Source organism: Pseudomonas sp. W3I7 (assembly GCF_030816095.1).
GTDB classification, from domain to species: Bacteria; Pseudomonadota; Gammaproteobacteria; order Pseudomonadales; family Pseudomonadaceae; genus Aquipseudomonas; species Aquipseudomonas salomonii.
In genome coordinates, this window is sequence record NZ_JAUSXP010000001.1 from 1,563,561 (window position 1) to 1,581,080 (window position 17,520).

The 17,520-nt window shown below is 60.9% G+C and carries 17 protein-coding genes; 14 read left to right on the forward strand and 3 right to left on the reverse strand.

The features are described from left to right. Positions 1-107: 107 nt before the first annotated feature. The 9 genes from flhA to QF043_RS07450 all read left to right on the forward strand — a co-directional run bounded on the left by flhA (position 108) and on the right by QF043_RS07450 (position 10,736). Positions 108-2,222: a flagellar biosynthesis protein FlhA gene (gene flhA, locus QF043_RS07410; RefSeq protein ID WP_056861060.1), complete on the forward strand. Its 2,115-nt coding sequence runs from the start codon at positions 108-110 to the stop codon at positions 2,220-2,222. Positions 2,223-2,233: 11 nt separating this feature from the next. After that, complete coding sequence (gene flhF, locus QF043_RS07415) at positions 2,234-3,550, forward strand: flagellar biosynthesis protein FlhF (protein WP_056861061.1); 1,317 nt, start codon at positions 2,234-2,236, stop codon at positions 3,548-3,550. 105 nt (positions 3,551-3,655) lie between these two features. Further along, on the forward strand, positions 3,656-4,489 hold the full coding sequence (fleN, locus tag QF043_RS07420) for a flagellar synthesis regulator FleN (protein ID WP_003192912.1): 834 nt from the start codon (positions 3,656-3,658) through the stop codon (positions 4,487-4,489). Then, a complete protein-coding gene (gene fliA / locus QF043_RS07425) occupies positions 4,486-5,226 on the forward strand; it encodes an RNA polymerase sigma factor FliA (RefSeq protein WP_016973417.1) in 741 nt (246 codons plus the stop codon). The genes fleN and fliA overlap by 4 nt, the downstream gene beginning before the upstream one ends. Before the next feature lie 168 nt (positions 5,227-5,394). Continuing rightward, on the forward strand, positions 5,395-5,769 hold the full coding sequence (locus QF043_RS07430; protein WP_003192908.1) for a chemotaxis response regulator CheY: 375 nt from the start codon (positions 5,395-5,397) through the stop codon (positions 5,767-5,769). Positions 5,770-5,787: 18 nt separating this feature from the next. Then, on the forward strand, positions 5,788-6,576 hold the full coding sequence (locus QF043_RS07435) for a protein phosphatase CheZ (RefSeq protein ID WP_307417998.1): 789 nt from the start codon (positions 5,788-5,790) through the stop codon (positions 6,574-6,576). A gap of 11 nt (positions 6,577-6,587) precedes the next feature. Further along, complete coding sequence (locus QF043_RS07440; RefSeq protein WP_307417999.1) at positions 6,588-8,819, forward strand: chemotaxis protein CheA; 2,232 nt, start codon at positions 6,588-6,590, stop codon at positions 8,817-8,819. 49 nt (positions 8,820-8,868) lie between these two features. Continuing rightward, positions 8,869-9,996, forward strand: coding sequence for a chemotaxis response regulator protein-glutamate methylesterase (locus QF043_RS07445; RefSeq protein ID WP_307418000.1), 1,128 nt, complete (start codon positions 8,869-8,871; stop codon positions 9,994-9,996). After that, positions 9,996-10,736, forward strand: a complete 741-nt coding sequence (locus QF043_RS07450; protein WP_005790033.1) for a flagellar motor protein — start codon at positions 9,996-9,998, stop codon at positions 10,734-10,736. The genes QF043_RS07445 and QF043_RS07450 overlap by 1 nt, the downstream gene beginning before the upstream one ends. On the opposite strand, the gene QF043_RS30735 is transcribed toward QF043_RS07450, so the two are convergent. Beyond that, on the reverse strand, positions 10,718-11,026 hold the full coding sequence (locus QF043_RS30735) for a pentapeptide repeat-containing protein (RefSeq protein WP_373460664.1): 309 nt from the start codon (positions 11,024-11,026) through the stop codon (positions 10,718-10,720). The genes QF043_RS07450 and QF043_RS30735 overlap by 19 nt on opposite strands. A gap of 38 nt (positions 11,027-11,064) precedes the next feature. Here QF043_RS30735 and motD point away from each other — a divergent pair, with 38 nt between their 5' ends. The 5 genes from motD (at position 11,065) to QF043_RS07475 (ending at position 14,545) form a co-directional block, all read left to right on the forward strand. Then, positions 11,065-11,952 (forward strand): flagellar motor protein MotD, encoded by an 888-nt coding sequence (gene motD, locus QF043_RS07455; RefSeq protein WP_307418001.1) that lies wholly within the window; start codon positions 11,065-11,067, stop codon positions 11,950-11,952. 51 nt (positions 11,953-12,003) lie between these two features. Next, positions 12,004-12,792, forward strand: a complete 789-nt coding sequence (locus tag QF043_RS07460; protein WP_065911550.1) for a ParA family protein — start codon at positions 12,004-12,006, stop codon at positions 12,790-12,792. Then, complete coding sequence (locus tag QF043_RS07465; RefSeq protein ID WP_307418002.1) at positions 12,792-13,607, forward strand: CheW domain-containing protein; 816 nt, start codon at positions 12,792-12,794, stop codon at positions 13,605-13,607. The genes QF043_RS07460 and QF043_RS07465 overlap by 1 nt, the downstream gene beginning before the upstream one ends. 62 nt (positions 13,608-13,669) lie before the next feature. Next, positions 13,670-14,152 (forward strand): chemotaxis protein CheW, encoded by a 483-nt coding sequence (locus QF043_RS07470; RefSeq protein ID WP_056861068.1) that lies wholly within the window; start codon positions 13,670-13,672, stop codon positions 14,150-14,152. Further along, positions 14,153-14,545 carry a DUF2802 domain-containing protein gene (locus tag QF043_RS07475; RefSeq protein WP_056861069.1) on the forward strand — a complete coding sequence of 131 codons (393 nt, stop codon included), beginning with the start codon at positions 14,153-14,155 and terminating at the stop codon, positions 14,543-14,545. 1,044 nt (positions 14,546-15,589) lie between these two features. Here the strand turns inward: QF043_RS07475 and QF043_RS07480 are convergent. Both QF043_RS07480 and soxC read right to left on the reverse strand, forming a co-directional pair. Next, complete coding sequence (locus QF043_RS07480) at positions 15,590-16,174, reverse strand: c-type cytochrome (protein ID WP_307418003.1); 585 nt, start codon at positions 16,172-16,174, stop codon at positions 15,590-15,592. Next, on the reverse strand, positions 16,161-17,453 hold the full coding sequence (gene soxC / locus QF043_RS07485) for a sulfite dehydrogenase (protein WP_307418004.1): 1,293 nt from the start codon (positions 17,451-17,453) through the stop codon (positions 16,161-16,163). The genes QF043_RS07480 and soxC overlap by 14 nt, the downstream gene beginning before the upstream one ends. Positions 17,454-17,520: the final 67 nt, after the last annotated feature.

A 17,520-nucleotide genomic window follows, 5' to 3' on the forward strand; every position in this document is an offset into this window, starting at 1 on the left:
AAAGCAAAAGTTGGAAGGCTTCTTGCAATACCGCCTTCAGGACGCCCTCCAGCGTCAAAACTTTGCTTCAAGGAACACGAGGAATACCGGTGGTAGATCGCTCTCAAATGCTCAACACGGCCCGTGGCACCCTGACTGATTTGTCGCGGGGCAACCTGGGTGTGCCGTTGTTGTTGCTGGTGATGCTGGCAATGATGATGTTGCCGATGCCGCCGTTCCTGCTCGATGTGTTTTTTACCTTCAACATTGCGCTGTCGGTGGTGGTGCTGCTGGTCTGCGTGTATGCCCTGCGGCCGCTGGATTTCGCCGTATTCCCGACCATTTTGCTGATCGCGACCCTGCTGCGCCTGGCGCTCAACGTGGCGTCTACGCGAGTGGTGATGCTCCACGGCCAAGACGGCCACGCCGCCGCCGGTAAGGTGATCCAGGCCTTTGGTGAGGTGGTGATCGGCGGTAACTACGTGGTCGGTATCGTGGTGTTCGCGATCCTGATGATCATTAACTTCGTGGTGGTGACCAAGGGTGCGGGGCGAATTTCTGAGGTGAGCGCGCGTTTTACCCTCGACGCCATGCCCGGCAAGCAAATGGCGATCGACGCCGACCTCAACGCCGGCCTGATTGACCAGAACCAAGCCAAATCCCGCCGCCTGGAAGTCGCCCAGGAAGCCGAGTTCTACGGCTCCATGGACGGCGCGAGTAAATTCGTGCGCGGTGACGCCATCGCCGGCCTGCTGATTCTGTTTATCAACCTGATCGGCGGCATGGCGGTCGGGATCTTCCAGCACGGCATGACCTTCGGCGACGCGGGCAAGGTGTACGCCTTGCTGACCATCGGTGACGGTTTAGTGGCGCAATTGCCATCACTGTTGTTATCCACAGCAGCGGCCATCATGGTTACCCGTGCTTCGGGCTCCGAAGACATGGGCAAGCAGATCAGCCGCCAGATGTTCGCCTCGCCCAAGGCGCTGGCCGTGGCCGCCGGTATCATGGCGATCATGGGCATCGTGCCGGGCATGCCCCACGTGTCGTTCCTGAGCATGGCGGCCATGGCCGCCGGTGGCGCCTACCTGTTCTGGCGCAAGCAAAATGCCGTCAAGGTCCAGGCTCAGCAGGAAATCGCCCGCCAGCAAGACTTGCTGCCATCGCCGGCCCGCGCCCAGGAAACCAAGGAGTTGGGCTGGGATGACGTGACCCCGATCGACATGATCGGCCTGGAAGTCGGTTACCGCCTGATTCCGCTGGTGGACCGCAACCAGGGCGGCCAATTGCTGGCGCGGATCAAGGGTGTGCGCAAGAAGCTGTCCCAGGACCTGGGTTTCTTGATGCCCACCGTACACATCCGCGACAACCTCGATTTGGCCCCCAGCGCCTACCGCTTGACCCTGATGGGCGTGATCCTGGCCGAAGCCGAGATCTACCCGGACCGTGAGTTGGCGATCAACCCCGGCCAGGTGTTCGGCACGCTCAACGGCATTACCGCCAAAGATCCGGCTTTTGGCCTGGAAGCGGTATGGATCGAAGTCAGCCAGCGCAGCCAGGCTCAATCGCTGGGTTACACCGTGGTGGACGCCAGCACGGTGGTCGCCACCCACCTCAACCAAATCCTGTACAAGCACTCCCACGAGCTGATCGGCCACGAGGAAGTCCAGCAATTGATGGGGTTGCTGGCCAAAGCCTCGCCAAAACTGGCCGAAGAACTGGTGCCCGGCGTGCTGTCGCTGTCGCAGTTGCTCAAGGTGCTGCAAGCCTTGCTCGCCGAACAGGTGCCGGTGCGCGACATTCGCAGCATCGCCGAGGCCATCGCCAACAATGCCGCCAAGAGTCAAGATACTGCCGCTTTGGTGGCTGCGGTGCGTGTCGGGTTGTCCCGCGCCATCGTGCAAAGCATTGTAGGCATTGAGTCTGAGCTGCCTGTGATCACCTTGGAACCAAGGTTGGAACAAATATTGCTCAATAGTATTCAGAAGGCCGGACTTGGCCAGGAAGAAGGCGTTCTGCTGGAGCCAAGCATGGCTGAGAAACTGCAGCGTTCGTTGATCGAAGCCGCCCAGCGTCAGGAAATGGCGGGCCACCCGGTGATTCTGCTGGTGGCAGGCCCGGTTCGAGCGATGTTGTCGCGGTTTGGTCGCCTGGCAGTTCCGAATTTGCACGTTTTGGCTTACCAGGAAATTCCTGACAATAAGCAAGTTACTATCGTCGCGACAGTAGGGCCCAACGGCTGAGGTAGTGGGTTATGCAAGTTAAGCGTTTTTTCGCCGCCGATATGCGTCAGGCCATGAAACTGGTACGTGATGAGCTGGGCGCCGATGCCGCGATTATTGGAAACCGTCGCATTGCCGGCGGTGTCGAGCTGACGGCTGCCCTGGATTACACCCCATCGGCGCTGGCGCCGCGCGTGCCGAACATGGAACTCGAAGACGAACTGCGCAAGACCGCTTCGCGCATTGTCTCGGCCCAGGCTGAATTGAGCATGCGTGGCGACAGCGATGCCAGCACCAATCGCCAATTGTTCGCCGGCTTGCCGCTGACCGCCGCCGAGCCGTTGGTAGAACCGACCTTCAAAGAACCGCCGCGCCCTGCAGCGCCAGCCCCGGCCGCCGCTGTCGACCAGCGCGCGCTCGACTCGATGCGTTTTGAACTCAATGGCCTGCGTGAGCTGCTCGAAGTGCAGCTGGGCTCGTTGGCGTGGACGCAGCTGCAAGGCAGCAAACCGCAACAGGCCAACCTGTGGCGCCGCCTGCAACGCATCGGCCTGTCTGGCCCGTTGTCGCGCGATTTGCTCGCACTGACGGCTGAAGTCGAAGAGCCACGCCAAGCCTGGCGCATGTTGCTGGCGCACTTGGCGCGCATGATCGTCACCCCGGAAATCGAACCGCTGGAAGAGGGCGGTGTGATTGCCATGGTCGGCCCCGCCGGCATGGGCAAGACCACCACCCTGGCCAAGCTGGCCGCGCGTTATGTGCTCAAGTACGGCGCGCAGAACATCGCGCTGGTGAGCATGGACAGCTACCGCATTGGCGCCCAGGAGCAGCTCAAGACCCTGGGCCGCATCCTCAATGTGACGGTGACCCACGTCGACCCGGGCCAGTCCCTGGCCAATGCGCTCGACCCGCTGCTGCGCAAGCGCGTGGTGTTGATCGACACGGCTGGCCTGCAAGCCAGCGACCCGGCACTGCGCATGCAGCTCGAAAGCCTGGCCGGGCGTGGCATCAAGTCGAAAAATTACCTGGTGCTTGCAACCACCAGCCAGAAACAGGTTCTTACCGCTGCGTACCATAGTTACAAACGCTGCGGCCTGGCCGGTTGCATTCTCACCAAGCTCGACGAAACGGCGAGCCTGGGCGAGGTGTTGAGCCTGGCGATCAGTCATGAGTTACCGGTTGCTTACCTGACCGACGGGCCGCGGATTCCGGATGATTTACATCTGCCGCGCCGTCATCAGTTGGTCAGCCGTGCTGTCAGCGTGCAAATGCAAGAAGAGCCTAGCGAGGAAGCGATGGCCGACATGTTCGCCGACCTTTACCACAACCCGGCTAAGCGGGTGGGGTAAGGCAGGATGAACACCGTGAAATGTATCTACATCGATGGTCTGCAAGCGATTCACGCGGCCAAGCCATGTAGCCTGCGTCTAAGCAAGACAAGGTAAAGAAATAAAATGGGCAGCATGCATCCCGTACAGGTGATCGCGGTGACCGGCGGCAAAGGTGGCGTCGGGAAAACTAACGTGTCAGTGAATTTGTCCCTGGCCCTGGCAGAGCTTGGCCGTCGCGTCATGCTGCTGGATGCTGACCTGGGCCTGGCGAATGTGGACGTTCTGCTGGGGCTGACACCCAAACACACCCTTGCCGATGTGATCGAAGGCCGCTGTGAGCTGCGCGATGTGCTGCTGCAAGGCCCCGGTGGCATTCGCATCGTGCCGGCCGCCTCAGGCACCCAGAGCATGGTGCATCTGAGCCCGGCGCAGCATGCCGGCCTGATCCAGGCGTTCAGCGATATCGGCGACAACCTCGACGTGCTGGTGATCGACACCGCTGCCGGCATCGGCGAGTCGGTGGTCAGCTTCGTGCGCGCAGCGCAAGAAGTGCTGCTGGTGGTGTGCGATGAACCCACCTCCATCACCGACGCCTATGCCCTGATCAAGCTGCTGAACCGTGACTACGGCATGAACCGCTTCCGCGTGCTGGCCAACATGGCCCAAAGCCCGCAGGAAGGGCGGAATCTGTTCGCCAAGTTGACCAAGGTCACGGATCGCTTTCTCGATGTCGCCTTACAATACGTGGGCGCAGTTCCCTATGACGAGTGTGTGCGCAAGGCTGTGCAAAAGCAGCGTGCAGTCTATGAAGCGTTCCCTCGTTCGAAGTGCGCACTGGCGTTCAAGGCTATTGCCCAGAAGGTCGATACTTGGCCGTTGCCTGCCAACCCTCGGGGGCATCTGGAGTTTTTCGTCGAGCGATTGGTGCATCAGACGAGCGCAGGACCGGTGCTATGACATCCAGCGGCTACAACCTTTACAAAAAGTCGGCACGTGACAGCCAGGGCGAACTGATCGAGCGCTATGCGCCCTTGGTCAAGCGCATTGCCTATCACTTGCTGGCACGCCTGCCTGCCAGTGTGCAGGTTGAGGACTTGATCCAGGCCGGTATGATCGGCCTGCTCGAAGTGTCGACCAAATACGACGCGAGCAAGGGCGCGAGTTTCGAGACGTATGCGGGTATCCGCATTCGAGGGGCGATGCTCGATGAAGTGCGTAAAGGGGATTGGGCGCCGCGTTCGGTACACCGCAATACGCGTATGGTCAGTGACGCAATTCGCGCAATTGAAGCAAAAACCGGTCGTGACGCTAAAGATCACGAAGTTGCGGCCGAACTCCAATTGAGTCTCGACGATTACTACGGGATTTTGAACGATACCTTGGGCAGCCGCCTGTTCAGTTTCGACGACCTTTTGCAGGACGGCGAACACGAAGGGCTGCACGAGGACGGCGCGAGTGCACATCTCGAACCGTCGCGTGACCTGGAAGACGAACGTTTCCAGGGAGCGTTGGCGGAGGCGATTGCCAATTTGCCGGAGCGTGAGCGACTGGTGTTGGCGCTGTACTACGACGAAGAGCTGAACCTCAAGGAAATCGGTGAGGTCCTGGGGGTCAGCGAATCGCGTGTCAGCCAGCTGCATAGCCAGTGCGCAGCCCGCTTGCGGGGGCGGTTGGGAGAGTGGCGCGCGCGCTGACAGGCAGTGTGGGGACACTGCAGACGCTACCGCGAAGGCTTCACGCTTTCGCGGGTTCGTGCCGTGGTGCCCTGGGCAGTCCTTTTTGTGTAACGCCTGTTGATTGAAATGGCGCGTCCAGGTGCTGGGCGCGTTTAAGACTGCTTGGAGGTCGAATTGGACAAGAACATGAAAATCCTCATCGTTGATGACTTCTCAACGATGCGGCGGATCATAAAAAACCTGTTGCGTGACCTTGGGTTCACCAACACGGTCGAGGCGGATGACGGCCTGACGGCGATTCCGATCCTCAACAGCGGGAGCATCGACTTTCTGGTAACCGACTGGAACATGCCGGGCATGACCGGCATCGACTTGCTGCGTCACGTGCGCGCCGATGAAAAACTGCGCAGCTTGCCTGTGTTGATGGTGACCGCCGAAGCCAAGCGTGAACAGATCATCGAAGCCGCCCAAGCCGGGGTTAACGGTTACGTGGTCAAGCCATTCACGGCGTTGGCCTTGAAAGAGAAGATCGAAAAAATCTTCGAACGCATCCACGGCTGATATCACCACGGGGGAGCTATGGAGCATAAAGAATCATCGCAGGCCGATTTTGAATCGACCCTGAAAAAGCATGCTCACCAGTTGGTCGACAGCCTTGAAAAAGGCCAGTTCGGCGACGCGGTGCAGTTGATCCATGAGCTTAACCAGACCCGTGACCGCGGCCTGTATCAGGAAGTGGGCAAGCTCACACGCGAGCTGCACAGTGCAATCGTCAATTTTCAGATTGACCCGCACATGCCCCAGGCCGAAGAAATTTCGCAGATCACTGACGCCACCGAACGCCTGTCCTATGTGGTCAGGCTGACCGAGGCGGCGGCCAACCGCACCATGGACCTGGTGGAAAACGCCACGCCGTTGGTCAATGGCATGGCCACCGAAGCACAAGCGCTCAGCGTTGACTGGAACCGCTTCATGCGCCGCGAAGTGGGGGCTGAGGAGTTTCGTGAGTTGGCGCGTCGGATCGACGCTTTTCTGTCGCGCAGCGAACAGGAAAACCGCACGGTGGCCAGCAACCTCAATGACATTCTGCTGGCCCAGGATTACCAGGACCTCACCGGTCAGGTGATCAAGCGCGTGACCCAACTGGTCACCGAAGTGGAAAGCAACCTGCTCAAATTGGTGCTCATGGCCGGCCAGGTCGACCGTTTTGCCGGCATCGAACATGACCGCGCAGCGATCCTCTCGGAAAAAGATCCACAAAAACATCTCGCCAAGGGTGAAGGTCCGCAGATTCATGCCGATAAACGTGAAGACGTTGTGTCAGGTCAGGATGACGTAGATGACCTGTTATCCAGTTTAGGCTTCTAAGGAGCACCCACATGAGCTTCGGCGCCGATGAAGAAATCCTTCAGGATTTCCTTGTAGAGGCCGGCGAAATTTTAGAGCAACTGTCCGAACAACTGGTCGAGCTGGAAAGCCGACCGGATGATGCGAACCTGCTCAATGCAATTTTTCGCGGTTTTCACACTGTAAAAGGGGGCGCCGGCTTCCTCCAGCTCCATGAGCTGGTGGAGTGCTGTCACATCGCCGAGAACGTGTTCGACATCCTGCGCAAGGGTGAGCGTCACGTCGACTCGGAACTGATGGACGTGATTCTCGAAGCATTGGATGCGGTCAACGGCATGTTCAGCGAGGTGCGCGAACGTGCGCCGATCACGGCCGCCACGCCGGAGCTGTTGGCTGCGCTGGCGCGTCTGGCCGAACCTGCCGATACGTCAGTTGCGCCGGTAGCCGCGCCTGAGCCTGTGGTTAAAGCCGAGCCGGATGTGACCGACAGCGAGTTCGAACAGCTGCTCAACTCCCTGAGCGCGGTGAAGGCCGAAGCTGAAGCACCGCAAGCGGCGACTGCGCCTGCCGTGCCGACCAGTGAAGACATTACCGACGCAGAATTCGAATCGCTGCTCGACCAGTTGCACGGTAAAGGCCAGTTCGCGCCGGACGCCGTGGCGCCTGCCGCCGAGCCGGCAGCGCCTGCTGCGTCTGCCACATCTACAAGCGCCACCGACATTACCGACGACGAATTCGAAGCGCTGCTCGACCAACTGCATGGCAAGGGCACGTTTGCCGCCGAAGCCTTGCCGGAAGTCGCCGCCATCGCGGCCGCACCTGCGGCCAGTGCCGCGCCTGCCAGCGTTGAGCCTGGCGCTGATGGCCTGATTTCCGATCACGAATTCGAAGCGCTGCTGGACGAGTTGCACGGCAAGGGCAAGTTCTCCGAAGTGGCCCCGGCCGCCGCGGCGACTGCCACGCCGGTAGCCGCCAAGCCTGTGCCTGCCAAAGCTGCCGCGCCAGTGGCTGCCAAGCCGGCACCGGCACCGGCACCGGCTGCCGCACCGGCGCGTGCCGCAGCGGCGCCGGTGGCGGAAAAACCTGCCAGTGAAGCCGAAACCACCGTGCGGGTTGATACCGCGCGCCTGGACGACATCATGAACATGGTCGGCGAACTGGTGCTGGTGCGTAACCGCCTGGTGCGCCTGGGCTTGAACAGCGGCGACGAAGCCATGCAAAAGGCCGTGTCGAACCTCGACGTGGTCACCGCAGACTTGCAGACCGCCGTAATGAAAACGCGCATGCAGCCGATCAAGAAAGTCTTCGGCCGCTTCCCGCGTCTGGTTCGCGACCTGGCGCGCCAGCTCAAGAAAGAAATCAACCTGGAACTGGTGGGTGAAGAAACCGACCTCGACAAAAACCTTGTCGAGGCCCTGGCCGACCCGCTGGTCCACTTGGTGCGCAACGCCGTCGACCACGGCGTGGAAACCCCGGAAGAACGCGAAGCCTCGGGCAAATCGCGCAACGGTAAGGTGATTCTGGCGGCCGAACAGGAAGGCGACCATATCCTGCTGTCGATCACCGATGACGGCAAAGGCATGGACCCGGCGATTCTGCGCAATATCGCGGTCAAGCGCGGGGTGATGGACAAGGACGCCGCCGACCGCCTGACCGACACCGAGTGCTACAACCTGATCTTCGCCCCGGGCTTCTCGACCAAAACCGAGATTTCCGACGTGTCCGGCCGTGGCGTGGGCATGGACGTGGTGAAGACCAAGATCAGCCAGCTCAACGGCTCGATCAACATCTACTCGACCAAGGGCCAGGGCTCCAAGATCGTGATCAAGGTGCCGTTGACCTTGGCGATCATGCCCACCCTGATGGTGATGCTGGGCAACCAGGCGTTCGCTTTCCCGCTGGTCAACGTCAACGAGATCTTCCACCTCGACCTGTCGCGCACCAACGTGGTGGACGGCCAGGAAGTGGTGATCGTGCGCGACAAGGCGTTGCCGCTGTTCTACCTCAAGCGCTGGCTGGTGGCTTCGGCCAAGCATGAAGAGCAGCGCGAGGGCCATGTGGTGATTCTGTCCGTGGGCACCCAGCGTATCGGCTTTGTGGTCGATCAACTGGTGGGCCAGGAAGAAGTGGTCATCAAGCCTTTGGGCAAAATGCTGCAGGGAACCCCAGGCATGTCGGGTGCGACCATTACCGGTGACGGTCGGATCGCGCTGATTCTTGATGTTCCGAGCATGCTCAAGCGTTACGCCGCTCGGCGTATTTGATTCTGGTGGGGCATCAAAGGTAATGCCCGCCCCGCCTAACGGAGTGTTTATGGCAGTCAAGGTCCTGGTGGTGGACGATTCGGGTTTCTTCCGCCGCCGCGTCTCGGAAATTCTTTCCGCCGATCCAACCATCCAGGTGGTCGGCACGGCCACCAACGGTAAAGAGGCGATTGATCAAGCCATTGCGTTGAAACCGGACGTGATCACCATGGACTACGAGATGCCGATGATGGATGGCATCACCGCAGTCCGACACATCATGCAGCGCTGCCCGACCCCGGTGTTGATGTTCTCCTCGCTGACCCACGAAGGCGCCCGGGTGACCCTCGACGCGCTGGACGCAGGTGCGGTGGACTTCCTGCCGAAGAATTTCGAAGACATCTCGCGCAACCCCGACAAGGTCAAGCAGATGCTGTGCGAGAAGGTGCACAGCATTTCGCGCAGCAACCGTCGCAGTCTGTTCAGCGCACCGGCGCCCGCGCCGGTAGCCGCGCCGACGCCGACGTCGACCACCTCGACGTTTGCTCGCCCGGCACCGGCACCGATCGCCCGGCCTGCGGTGGCGCCAGTGCGTGCCCCGGCAGCGAGCGCGCATTCGCCTGCGCCCAAGCGCAAAGCCTACAAGCTGGTGGCCATCGGTACGTCTACCGGCGGCCCGGTGGCCCTGCAGCGCGTGCTGACCCAACTGCCGGCCAACTTCCCGGCGCCGATTGTGTTGATCCAGCACATGCCCGCCGCCTTTACCAAGGCCTTCGCCGAGCGCTTGGACAAGCTGTGCCGCATCAGCGTCAAGGAAGCCGAGGATGGCGACATCCTGCGTCCTGGCCTGGCGCTGCTGGCACCGGGCGGCAAGCAGATGATGGTCGACGGCCGTGGCGCGATCAAAATCCTGCCGGGCGATGAGCGCCTGAACTACAAGCCGTGTGTGGATATCACCTTCGGTTCGGCGGCCAAGTCCTACGGCGACAAAGTTCTGGCGGTGGTCCTCACCGGCATGGGCGCCGACGGCCGTGAAGGCGCACGCCTGCTCAAGCAGGGCGGCAGCGCGATCTGGGCCCAGGACGAAGCCAGCTGCGTGATCTATGGCATGCCCATGGCCATCGTCAAGGCGGACCTGGCTGACGCGGTTTATAGCCTGGACGACATCGGCAAACATCTGGTGGAGGCCTGCCTCTGATGGATGTCTTGAGCCTGATTGGCATCACCATGGCGTTTGTCGCGATTATCGGCGGCAACTACCTGGAAGGCGGCCACCTCGGCGCCTTGGCCAATGGCCCGGCGGCGCTGATCGTGATTGGCGGCACTGTGGGCGCGGCGCTGTTGCAGTCGCCGCTGAGTTCCTTCAAGCGCGCCATGCAGATTCTGGTGTGGATCATCTTCCCGCCACGCGTGGACTTGCCGGGCGGCATTGACCGTGTCGTCAACTGGAGCCTCACTGCGCGCAAGGAAGGCCTGCTGGGCCTGGAAGGCGTGGCCGATGCCGAGCCCGACAGCTACGCGCGCAAAGGCCTGCAACTGCTGGTCGATGGCGCCGAACCCGAGGCGATTCGCAGCATTCTGGAAGTGGACTTCTACACCCAGGAAAGCCGCGACATCAACGCTGCCAAAGTCTTTGAAAGCATGGGCGGCTATGCGCCGACCATCGGCATCATCGGTGCGGTGATGGGCCTTATTCACGTGATGGGCAACCTGGCCGACCCGTCGCAGCTGGGCAGCGGCATTGCCGTGGCCTTTGTCGCGACCATCTACGGCGTGGCGAGTGCCAACCTGGTGTTGTTGCCGGTGGCCAGCAAGCTCAAGTCGATCGCCATGCGCCAGTCGCGTTACCGCGAAATGCTGTTGGAAGGCATTTTGTCGATTGCCGAGGGTGAGAACCCGCGCTCCATCGAATTGAAGCTTCAGGGCTTCATGGATTGATGGCCATGCACATTGACCTGTCGGGCGTGTGGTTGTGGCGAGCGAGCTTGTTGTGGCGAGTAGGCTTGTTGTGGCGAGTGAGCTTGCTCACGCTGGGCTGCGAAGCAGCCCCAAAACCATACACCGCAACCTGTCTGAACAAACGCGCTGCCTGGAGTAGGGCCGCTTCGCGCCCCAGCGCGAGCAAGCTCGCTCGCCACAGTGAAGCGGGCCGAAGTGAATCGGGTGCCAGTGAATCGGGCCACAGTGAATCGGGTGCCAGTAAATCGGGCACCAGTCAACCGGACCACAGTGAAGCGATCAATACCGCTCAGCGAGGTATCTGCCTGTGAGCCGTCGCCGCCGCGAGCCTGAAGAACACGTCAACCATGAACGCTGGCTGGTGTCCTACGCCGACTTCATCACCTTGCTGTTCGCGTTTTTTGTGGTGATGTACTCCATCTCGTCGATCAACGAAGGCAAGTACAAGATTATTTCCCAGGCGCTGGTGGGCGTATTCAACGACACCGACCGCTCGCTCAAGCCGATCCCGATTGGCGAGGAGCGGCCCAAGACCGTGACGCCGGCCAAGCCGCTGGTCAATGACAGCGACGAAACCGCCGCCGGCATCGGTGGCACCAGCGACCCGCTCAAAAGCATCGCCGATGACATCAGTGCCGGGTTTGGCGACTTGATCAAATCCAACCAGATGACCGTGCGCGGCAATGAGTTGTGGGTGGAGATCGAGCTGAATTCCAGCCTGCTGTTCGCCAGCGCCGATGCGTTGCCGAGCGATCAGGCGTTTACCATCATCGACAAGGTGGCGGCGATTCTCAAACCGTTTGAGAACCCGATCCACGTCGAAGGCTTTACCGACAACTTCCCGATCAGCACCGCGCAGTACCCGACCAATTGGGAGCTGTCCTCGGCGCGGGCCTCAAGCATCGTGCGCATGCTCGCGATGCAGGGCATTAACCCTGGGCGCCTGGCGTCGGTGGGCTACGGTGAATTCCAGCCGGTGGCCAATAACGCCACCGCCGAAGGCCGCGCGCGCAACCGCCGGGTGGTGCTGGTGGTGTCACGTAACCTGGATGTACGCCGCAGCCTGACCGGCACCGGTACTGCCAATGCAACACCGGATGCGGCCTTGAAGCGGGCTGGCACACAAACTGCACCGCCAACCGTTAAGCCGCCGGTTCGTCAGAGCGCCGTCAATTCTCCGTCGCCGGCTCAATAATGTTATGTAATGTCTCGGTCGCGCCTTAGCCTACCGGGAGGAACCAACTGAATGAGAGTCTGGGCAGTTGCCAATCAAAAGGGTGGAGTCGGCAAGACCACCACGTCCATCGCCTTGGCCGGCTTGCTGGCCGAGGCGGGCAAGCGTGTGGTCGTGGTCGACCTGGACCCGCACGGCTCGATGACCAGTTATTTCGGCTATGACCCGGATGCGCTGGAGCACAGCTGCTACGACCTGTTCCTGCACAAGGGCAGCGTACCGGCAGATTTACCGGGGCAATTGCTGCTGCCTACCAGCAACGAGAGCATCTCGCTGTTGCCGTCGAGCACCGCGCTGGCGACCCTTGAGCGCCAGTCGCCAGGGCAAAGCGGCCTGGGCCTGGTGATCGCCAAGACCCTGGCGCAACTGTGGCAGGACTTCGACTACGCAATTATCGACAGCCCGCCGTTGCTGGGCGTGCTGATGGTCAACGCCTTGGCGGCCAGCCAGCAGTTGGTGATCCCGGTGCAGACCGAACACCTGGCGGTCAAAGGCCTGGAGCGCATGGTCAGCACCTTGGCGATGATCAACCGTTCGCGCAAACAGGCGCTGCCGTACAGCATCGTGCCCACCCTGTTTGACCGCCGTACCCAAGCGTCACTGGGCACCTTGCGGGTGTTGCGCGATGCGTACCCGGAAACCATCTGGAACGGCTACATTCCGGTGGACACGCGCCTGCGTGACGCCAGCCGCGCCGGGCTCACACCGTCGCAGTTCGACGGCAAGAGCCGTGGCGTACTGGCTTACCGTGCGTTGCTCAAGCATTTGCTGTCCCAGCAACTTGTGGCGCAGGTGGCGTGATGAACCGTCCCGTTGAGCTTAAAACTCGGCCGCAACTGGCACTGGAATCCTACCTGGACGCCTTGCTGCAGGAAGCGACGGCCGAGGAATTGCCGGAACCGATTCTGGTACTTGAACCTGCTGTCATTGAGCCTGTTGCCCTGGAGCCTGCTGCCCTCGAATCCGAAAGCGCCCTGGATGAATTCCAACTGGCGGTGCTGGAAGAGCAGGCGCGTGATGCCCATGTGGTGGTGCCGATTGTGCCTGTGCCCGTGGTGGTTGCGCCCGTGGTGGTTGAACCGGTGGTGGAAGTGCACCTGCCGCCGAGCATCACGCCGCCGCCGGCCACGGGCGATGGTCGCCCGGCGTGGGCGGCCGAGCCGTTCGAGTGCCTGCTGTTCGACGTCGCCGGGTTGACCCTGGCGGTGCCGCTGGTATGCCTGGGGTCGATTTACTCGCTGGAAGGCCAGGAGTTGACGCCGCTGTTCGGGCAACCGGAGTGGTTCCTCGGCATCCTGCCCAGCCAGGCCGGCAACCTCAAGGTGCTGGACACGGCGCGCTGGGTGATGCCCGACCGCTACCGCGATGACTTTCGCCAGGGCTTGCAATACGTGATCTCGGTGCAGGGCTACGAATGGGGGCTGGCGGTGCATCAAGTCAGCCGCTCGTTGCGCCTGGACCCGAATGAAATCAAGTGGCGCAGCCAACGGGGCCAACGGCCTTGGCTGGCAGGCACCGTGATTGAACATATGTGCGCGTTGCTCGACGTCGCCGAACTGGCCGAGTTGATCGCCAGCGGTGCGGTCAAGACGATGCCACAGAACAAACGCAGTTGATTGAACAATAAGGGCCGTGCGGTTGCGCGGTCGAAGAAGCACACACTGAAGGGGTCAGGGGTATGAACAAGTCAGCATCCGCACAAGGTTTGGATGATCCGATCCTGCAATGGGTTACCTTCAAACTGGACAATGAAACCTACGGCATTAACGTGATGCGCGTGCAGGAAGTGCTGCGCTACACCGAGATCGCTCCGGTTCCAGGTGCGCCGAGCTACGTGCTGGGCATTATCAACCTGCGCGGCAACGTGGTGACGGTGATCGACACCCGCCAGCGTTTTGGCCTGGTGCCGACCGAGGTCAACGACAACACGCGTATCGTGATCATCGAAGCCGACAAGCAGGTGGTCGGGATCATGGTCGACAGCGTGGCTGAAGTGGTTTACCTGCGTCAGTCGGAAGTCGAGACCGCGCCGAACGTGGGCAATGAAGAATCGGCCAAGTTTATCCAGGGCGTGTGCAACAAGAACGGCGAACTGCTGATTCTGGTTGAGCTGGACAAGATGATGAGCGAAGAAGAATGGTCGGATCTGGAGAACATCTGATTGTTTCTTGATGCGGTGGTGATTGTCCTGGCCCTGCTGTGGGCCGGGACTTTGGCATTCCTGCTGCGCTATATGCGCCAGCAACGGGAGTTGGCCGTGCAACAGGCCGAGCGCGATGCGGTGCGTGACCGGCGGATTCTGGATCTGGTCAAGCGCGTGGATCACTTCCAGCAGACGGCGGTGAAGGTTGGGGATGAGGTGCATGAACTGCGCGCGATTCTTGGGCCATTGCCGGATAAGTTGGCGCAGATTGAGCAGCGTGATCCTTCAAGCCTGTCGTTTGCCCAGGCGGCTAAATTGGTCGGCATGGGCGCGACGGTGGATGAACTGACGCAGTCGTGTGGGTTGACCCAGGCTGAGGCGCAGTTGATGAGCAAGTTGCACAAGGGCTGATCGCGGCGATCCTCTGAGACACCGCGGGCTAAAAAATGTGGGGCTTGCTCGTTAAGGCGGCCTTCTGCTCGATCACCATTGTCCTGAGACACCTCGGTCTAATTGTGGGAGCTGGCTTGCCTGCGATAGCGGTTTGTTGGTGTGCATATCCGTTGCTGCGGTAACGGCCACTTAGGGTTCCGCCCTTACGGCGGGTCACTTTTGGCAAACGCCCCAAAAGTAACCAAAAGGTCTGTGCCCCACCACTCGGCACCTCGCTTAGGCTCGGTGTGCCCGCACTCCGGCTTGAATCCGTGGGCCGCCGCGATGGGCCATCCTTGGCCCAGCGCGGCTAACCCGGCGTCCTGCCGGGTTACCCACGGATTCAAGCCTGCGTTCGGCCATCGTGGTTGACGGGGCGCCTCAGATCAAAAGCAAGATCAAAAGCAGAGCACGGCGGCCTGAAAGCCGACCTGAGTGGTTGGATCAAAAGCGAAAAGCGGATTTGCATACACCTGGGATCTGCTTTTCTGTGGGAGCTGGCTTGCCTGCGATGCAGACACCTCGGTGCGTCAGGTACACAGAGTTGATGCTATCGCAGGCAAGCCAGCTCCCACCTTTGACCGAGTATGGCTCTGCTGTTGCTGTTGCTGTTGCTGTTGTTCTGGCCCTTACATCCTTTTCGCTGACGAAGTCAGCGGTCTTTTGATCTGCGCTTTTGATCTTGATCTTGATCTTGATCTGAAATCGCCCCGTCAAACACGATGGCCGGAATCTGACAGTGATTTGGGGGGTAAACCGGCAGGGATGCCGGTTTAGCCGCCCCGCGCCATGGATGGCGCGTGGCGGCGGCCCCCCAAATCACTGGCGGATTGCGGGCATGCCGAGCCATAGCGAGGCACCGAGTGTTGGGGCGAAGACTTTTTGGTTACTTTTGTCTGGGCCGGCATTCCGGTCTTTACAAAAGTGACCCGCTGTAAGAGCGGAACCCTACTCAGCCGTTACCGCAGCAACGGATATGCACCCCACTCAACCTGCAAAGTACCACGCCCGATCAAAAGCGCATCAACGTGCTTTCGGGCTACCGAGACATTCCTTATAGCAAGGCTCCACACGCACATCCGGCCTGTCGTCGACGTAGAAACCGTCGCGATTGGGCATCTTCAGATGAGTGAGGGTGGCAGCATCCACCGTGGCGTTCGCTTCCACTATCTGGTTTTTGTTGAGGATATAACCCACCACTGCGTACACCTGATCATTGCTCAGCGATTGCGGTTGCTGGAAGGGCATGGTGCGCCTGACATAGTCGAACAGGGTGGTTGCGTAGGGCCAGTAACTGCCGACGGTTTTGATCGGTTTGGGCGTGGGCAGCGAGCCGGCGCCGCCCATTAGTGCCGGGCCCGTGCCGCCCTCCAGGTGGGCGCCGTGGCAGCCAACGCAGGCGGTTTGATAGACTTTTTCGCCTTTCATGACCGTGCCTTGCCCGGCGGGCAGGTTCTTGCCGTCGGGGGCGACGTCGATGGTCCAGCGGGCGATGTAGTGCTCTGTCACCGGCTGCCCCAAGCCGGGTTTCGGAGCCGTCGATGCGCACGAAACCACGCCCATGCTCAGTAATCCCAGTGCCAAGGCGGTAAGGTTATGCACGGCCATTGGTCACCTCCCCATTGGCATTGATGCGCCATGGCTGGATGGCATTGTTGTGGTAGAACGAAAAGTCCCCGCGCACGGCTTTCAGTTGTTCCAGGCTGGGTTGCACGTAGCCGATCTCGTCAATGGCGCGGCTCATGATGAGCATTGCTTTGCCCTGCCAGTCGAAGGGCGCGCGAAATACCGTGAGGCATTTGTTCAGCACCGGCGCCTGGAGCGTGGCCGCATACCAGTTGTTCCCGCCGTCGACGGACACGTCCACGCGGGTGATTTTGCCGTTGCCGCTCCAGGCGATTCCGCGTATTTCATGCGGGCCTTTGCGGGTGAGTGTCTGGGTGCCGGACGGGGCGGTGATGAGCGATTTGCACTCCATCACGAAGGAAAACTTCCTCGCGCGCCCATCCGGCATCAAGTCGGTGTATTTGGCCGTTTCCTCACGGCTGTACGCCGGGGCATCGGTAACATGCAGGCGGCGCAGCCACTTGATGTGGGTATTGCCTTCATAACCCGGCACGATAAGGCGCAGGGGGTAACCCTGTTCGGGGCGTAGCCTTTCGCCGTTCTGGCTGTAGGCCACCAACACGTCATCCAGGCATTTTTCGAGCGGCAGGCTGCGGGTCATGGCCGCGCCATCGGCGCCTTCAGCCACAACCCATTTCGCCCCTGGCTTGAGCCCAGCCGCGTGCAGCAAGGTTTTCAGCGGCACGCCGATCCACTCGGCACAGCTGACCAGCCCCGCGACTTCCGCGGCGGTTTTGCCCCAGGGCGGCAGGAATGAAGGATTGCCCGAGCATTCGATGAAGTGGATGCGCGAGACGGCGGGAAACTGGCGCAGCTCATCAAGGGTGAACAGCAGGGCAGTGTCGGTCAGCCCATGAATCACCAGGAAGTGCCTGGCCGGGTCAATCGCTGGCACACCGGCGTGATGGCGTTCAAAAAACAGCCCGTTGGGCGTGATGATGCCGTCCAGTTCCTGCAGGGGCGAAGTACTGTAAGCCGACATGCGCTCAGTCAGCCCGGGGTAGAGATTGCGCACCGCATCCGTCTCAAAGCTGGACGGTTTACCGTAGGGCACACCGGTAGGGCCGCCCAGGGTTTTTGTCCAGGCCGGCACTTCCAGTTGTTCATCGGTGGGAGTGGGCGATTGTGCCGCGCGTGCCAGCGGCCCAAACGTAGCCCCGAGTGCGGCGCTACCCACCAGCAGGCCGGTTTTGCCGAGAAAGTCCCGACGGGCCAAAGGGGCGGTGATTGCAGGCTTATCGTCTGTTGAGTCGTCTTTCATTCCGGCTCTCCTGAGCAAAAATTTTGGCGACTCACCAGCGGTTCACGCTGCACCATGGGTTTTAATG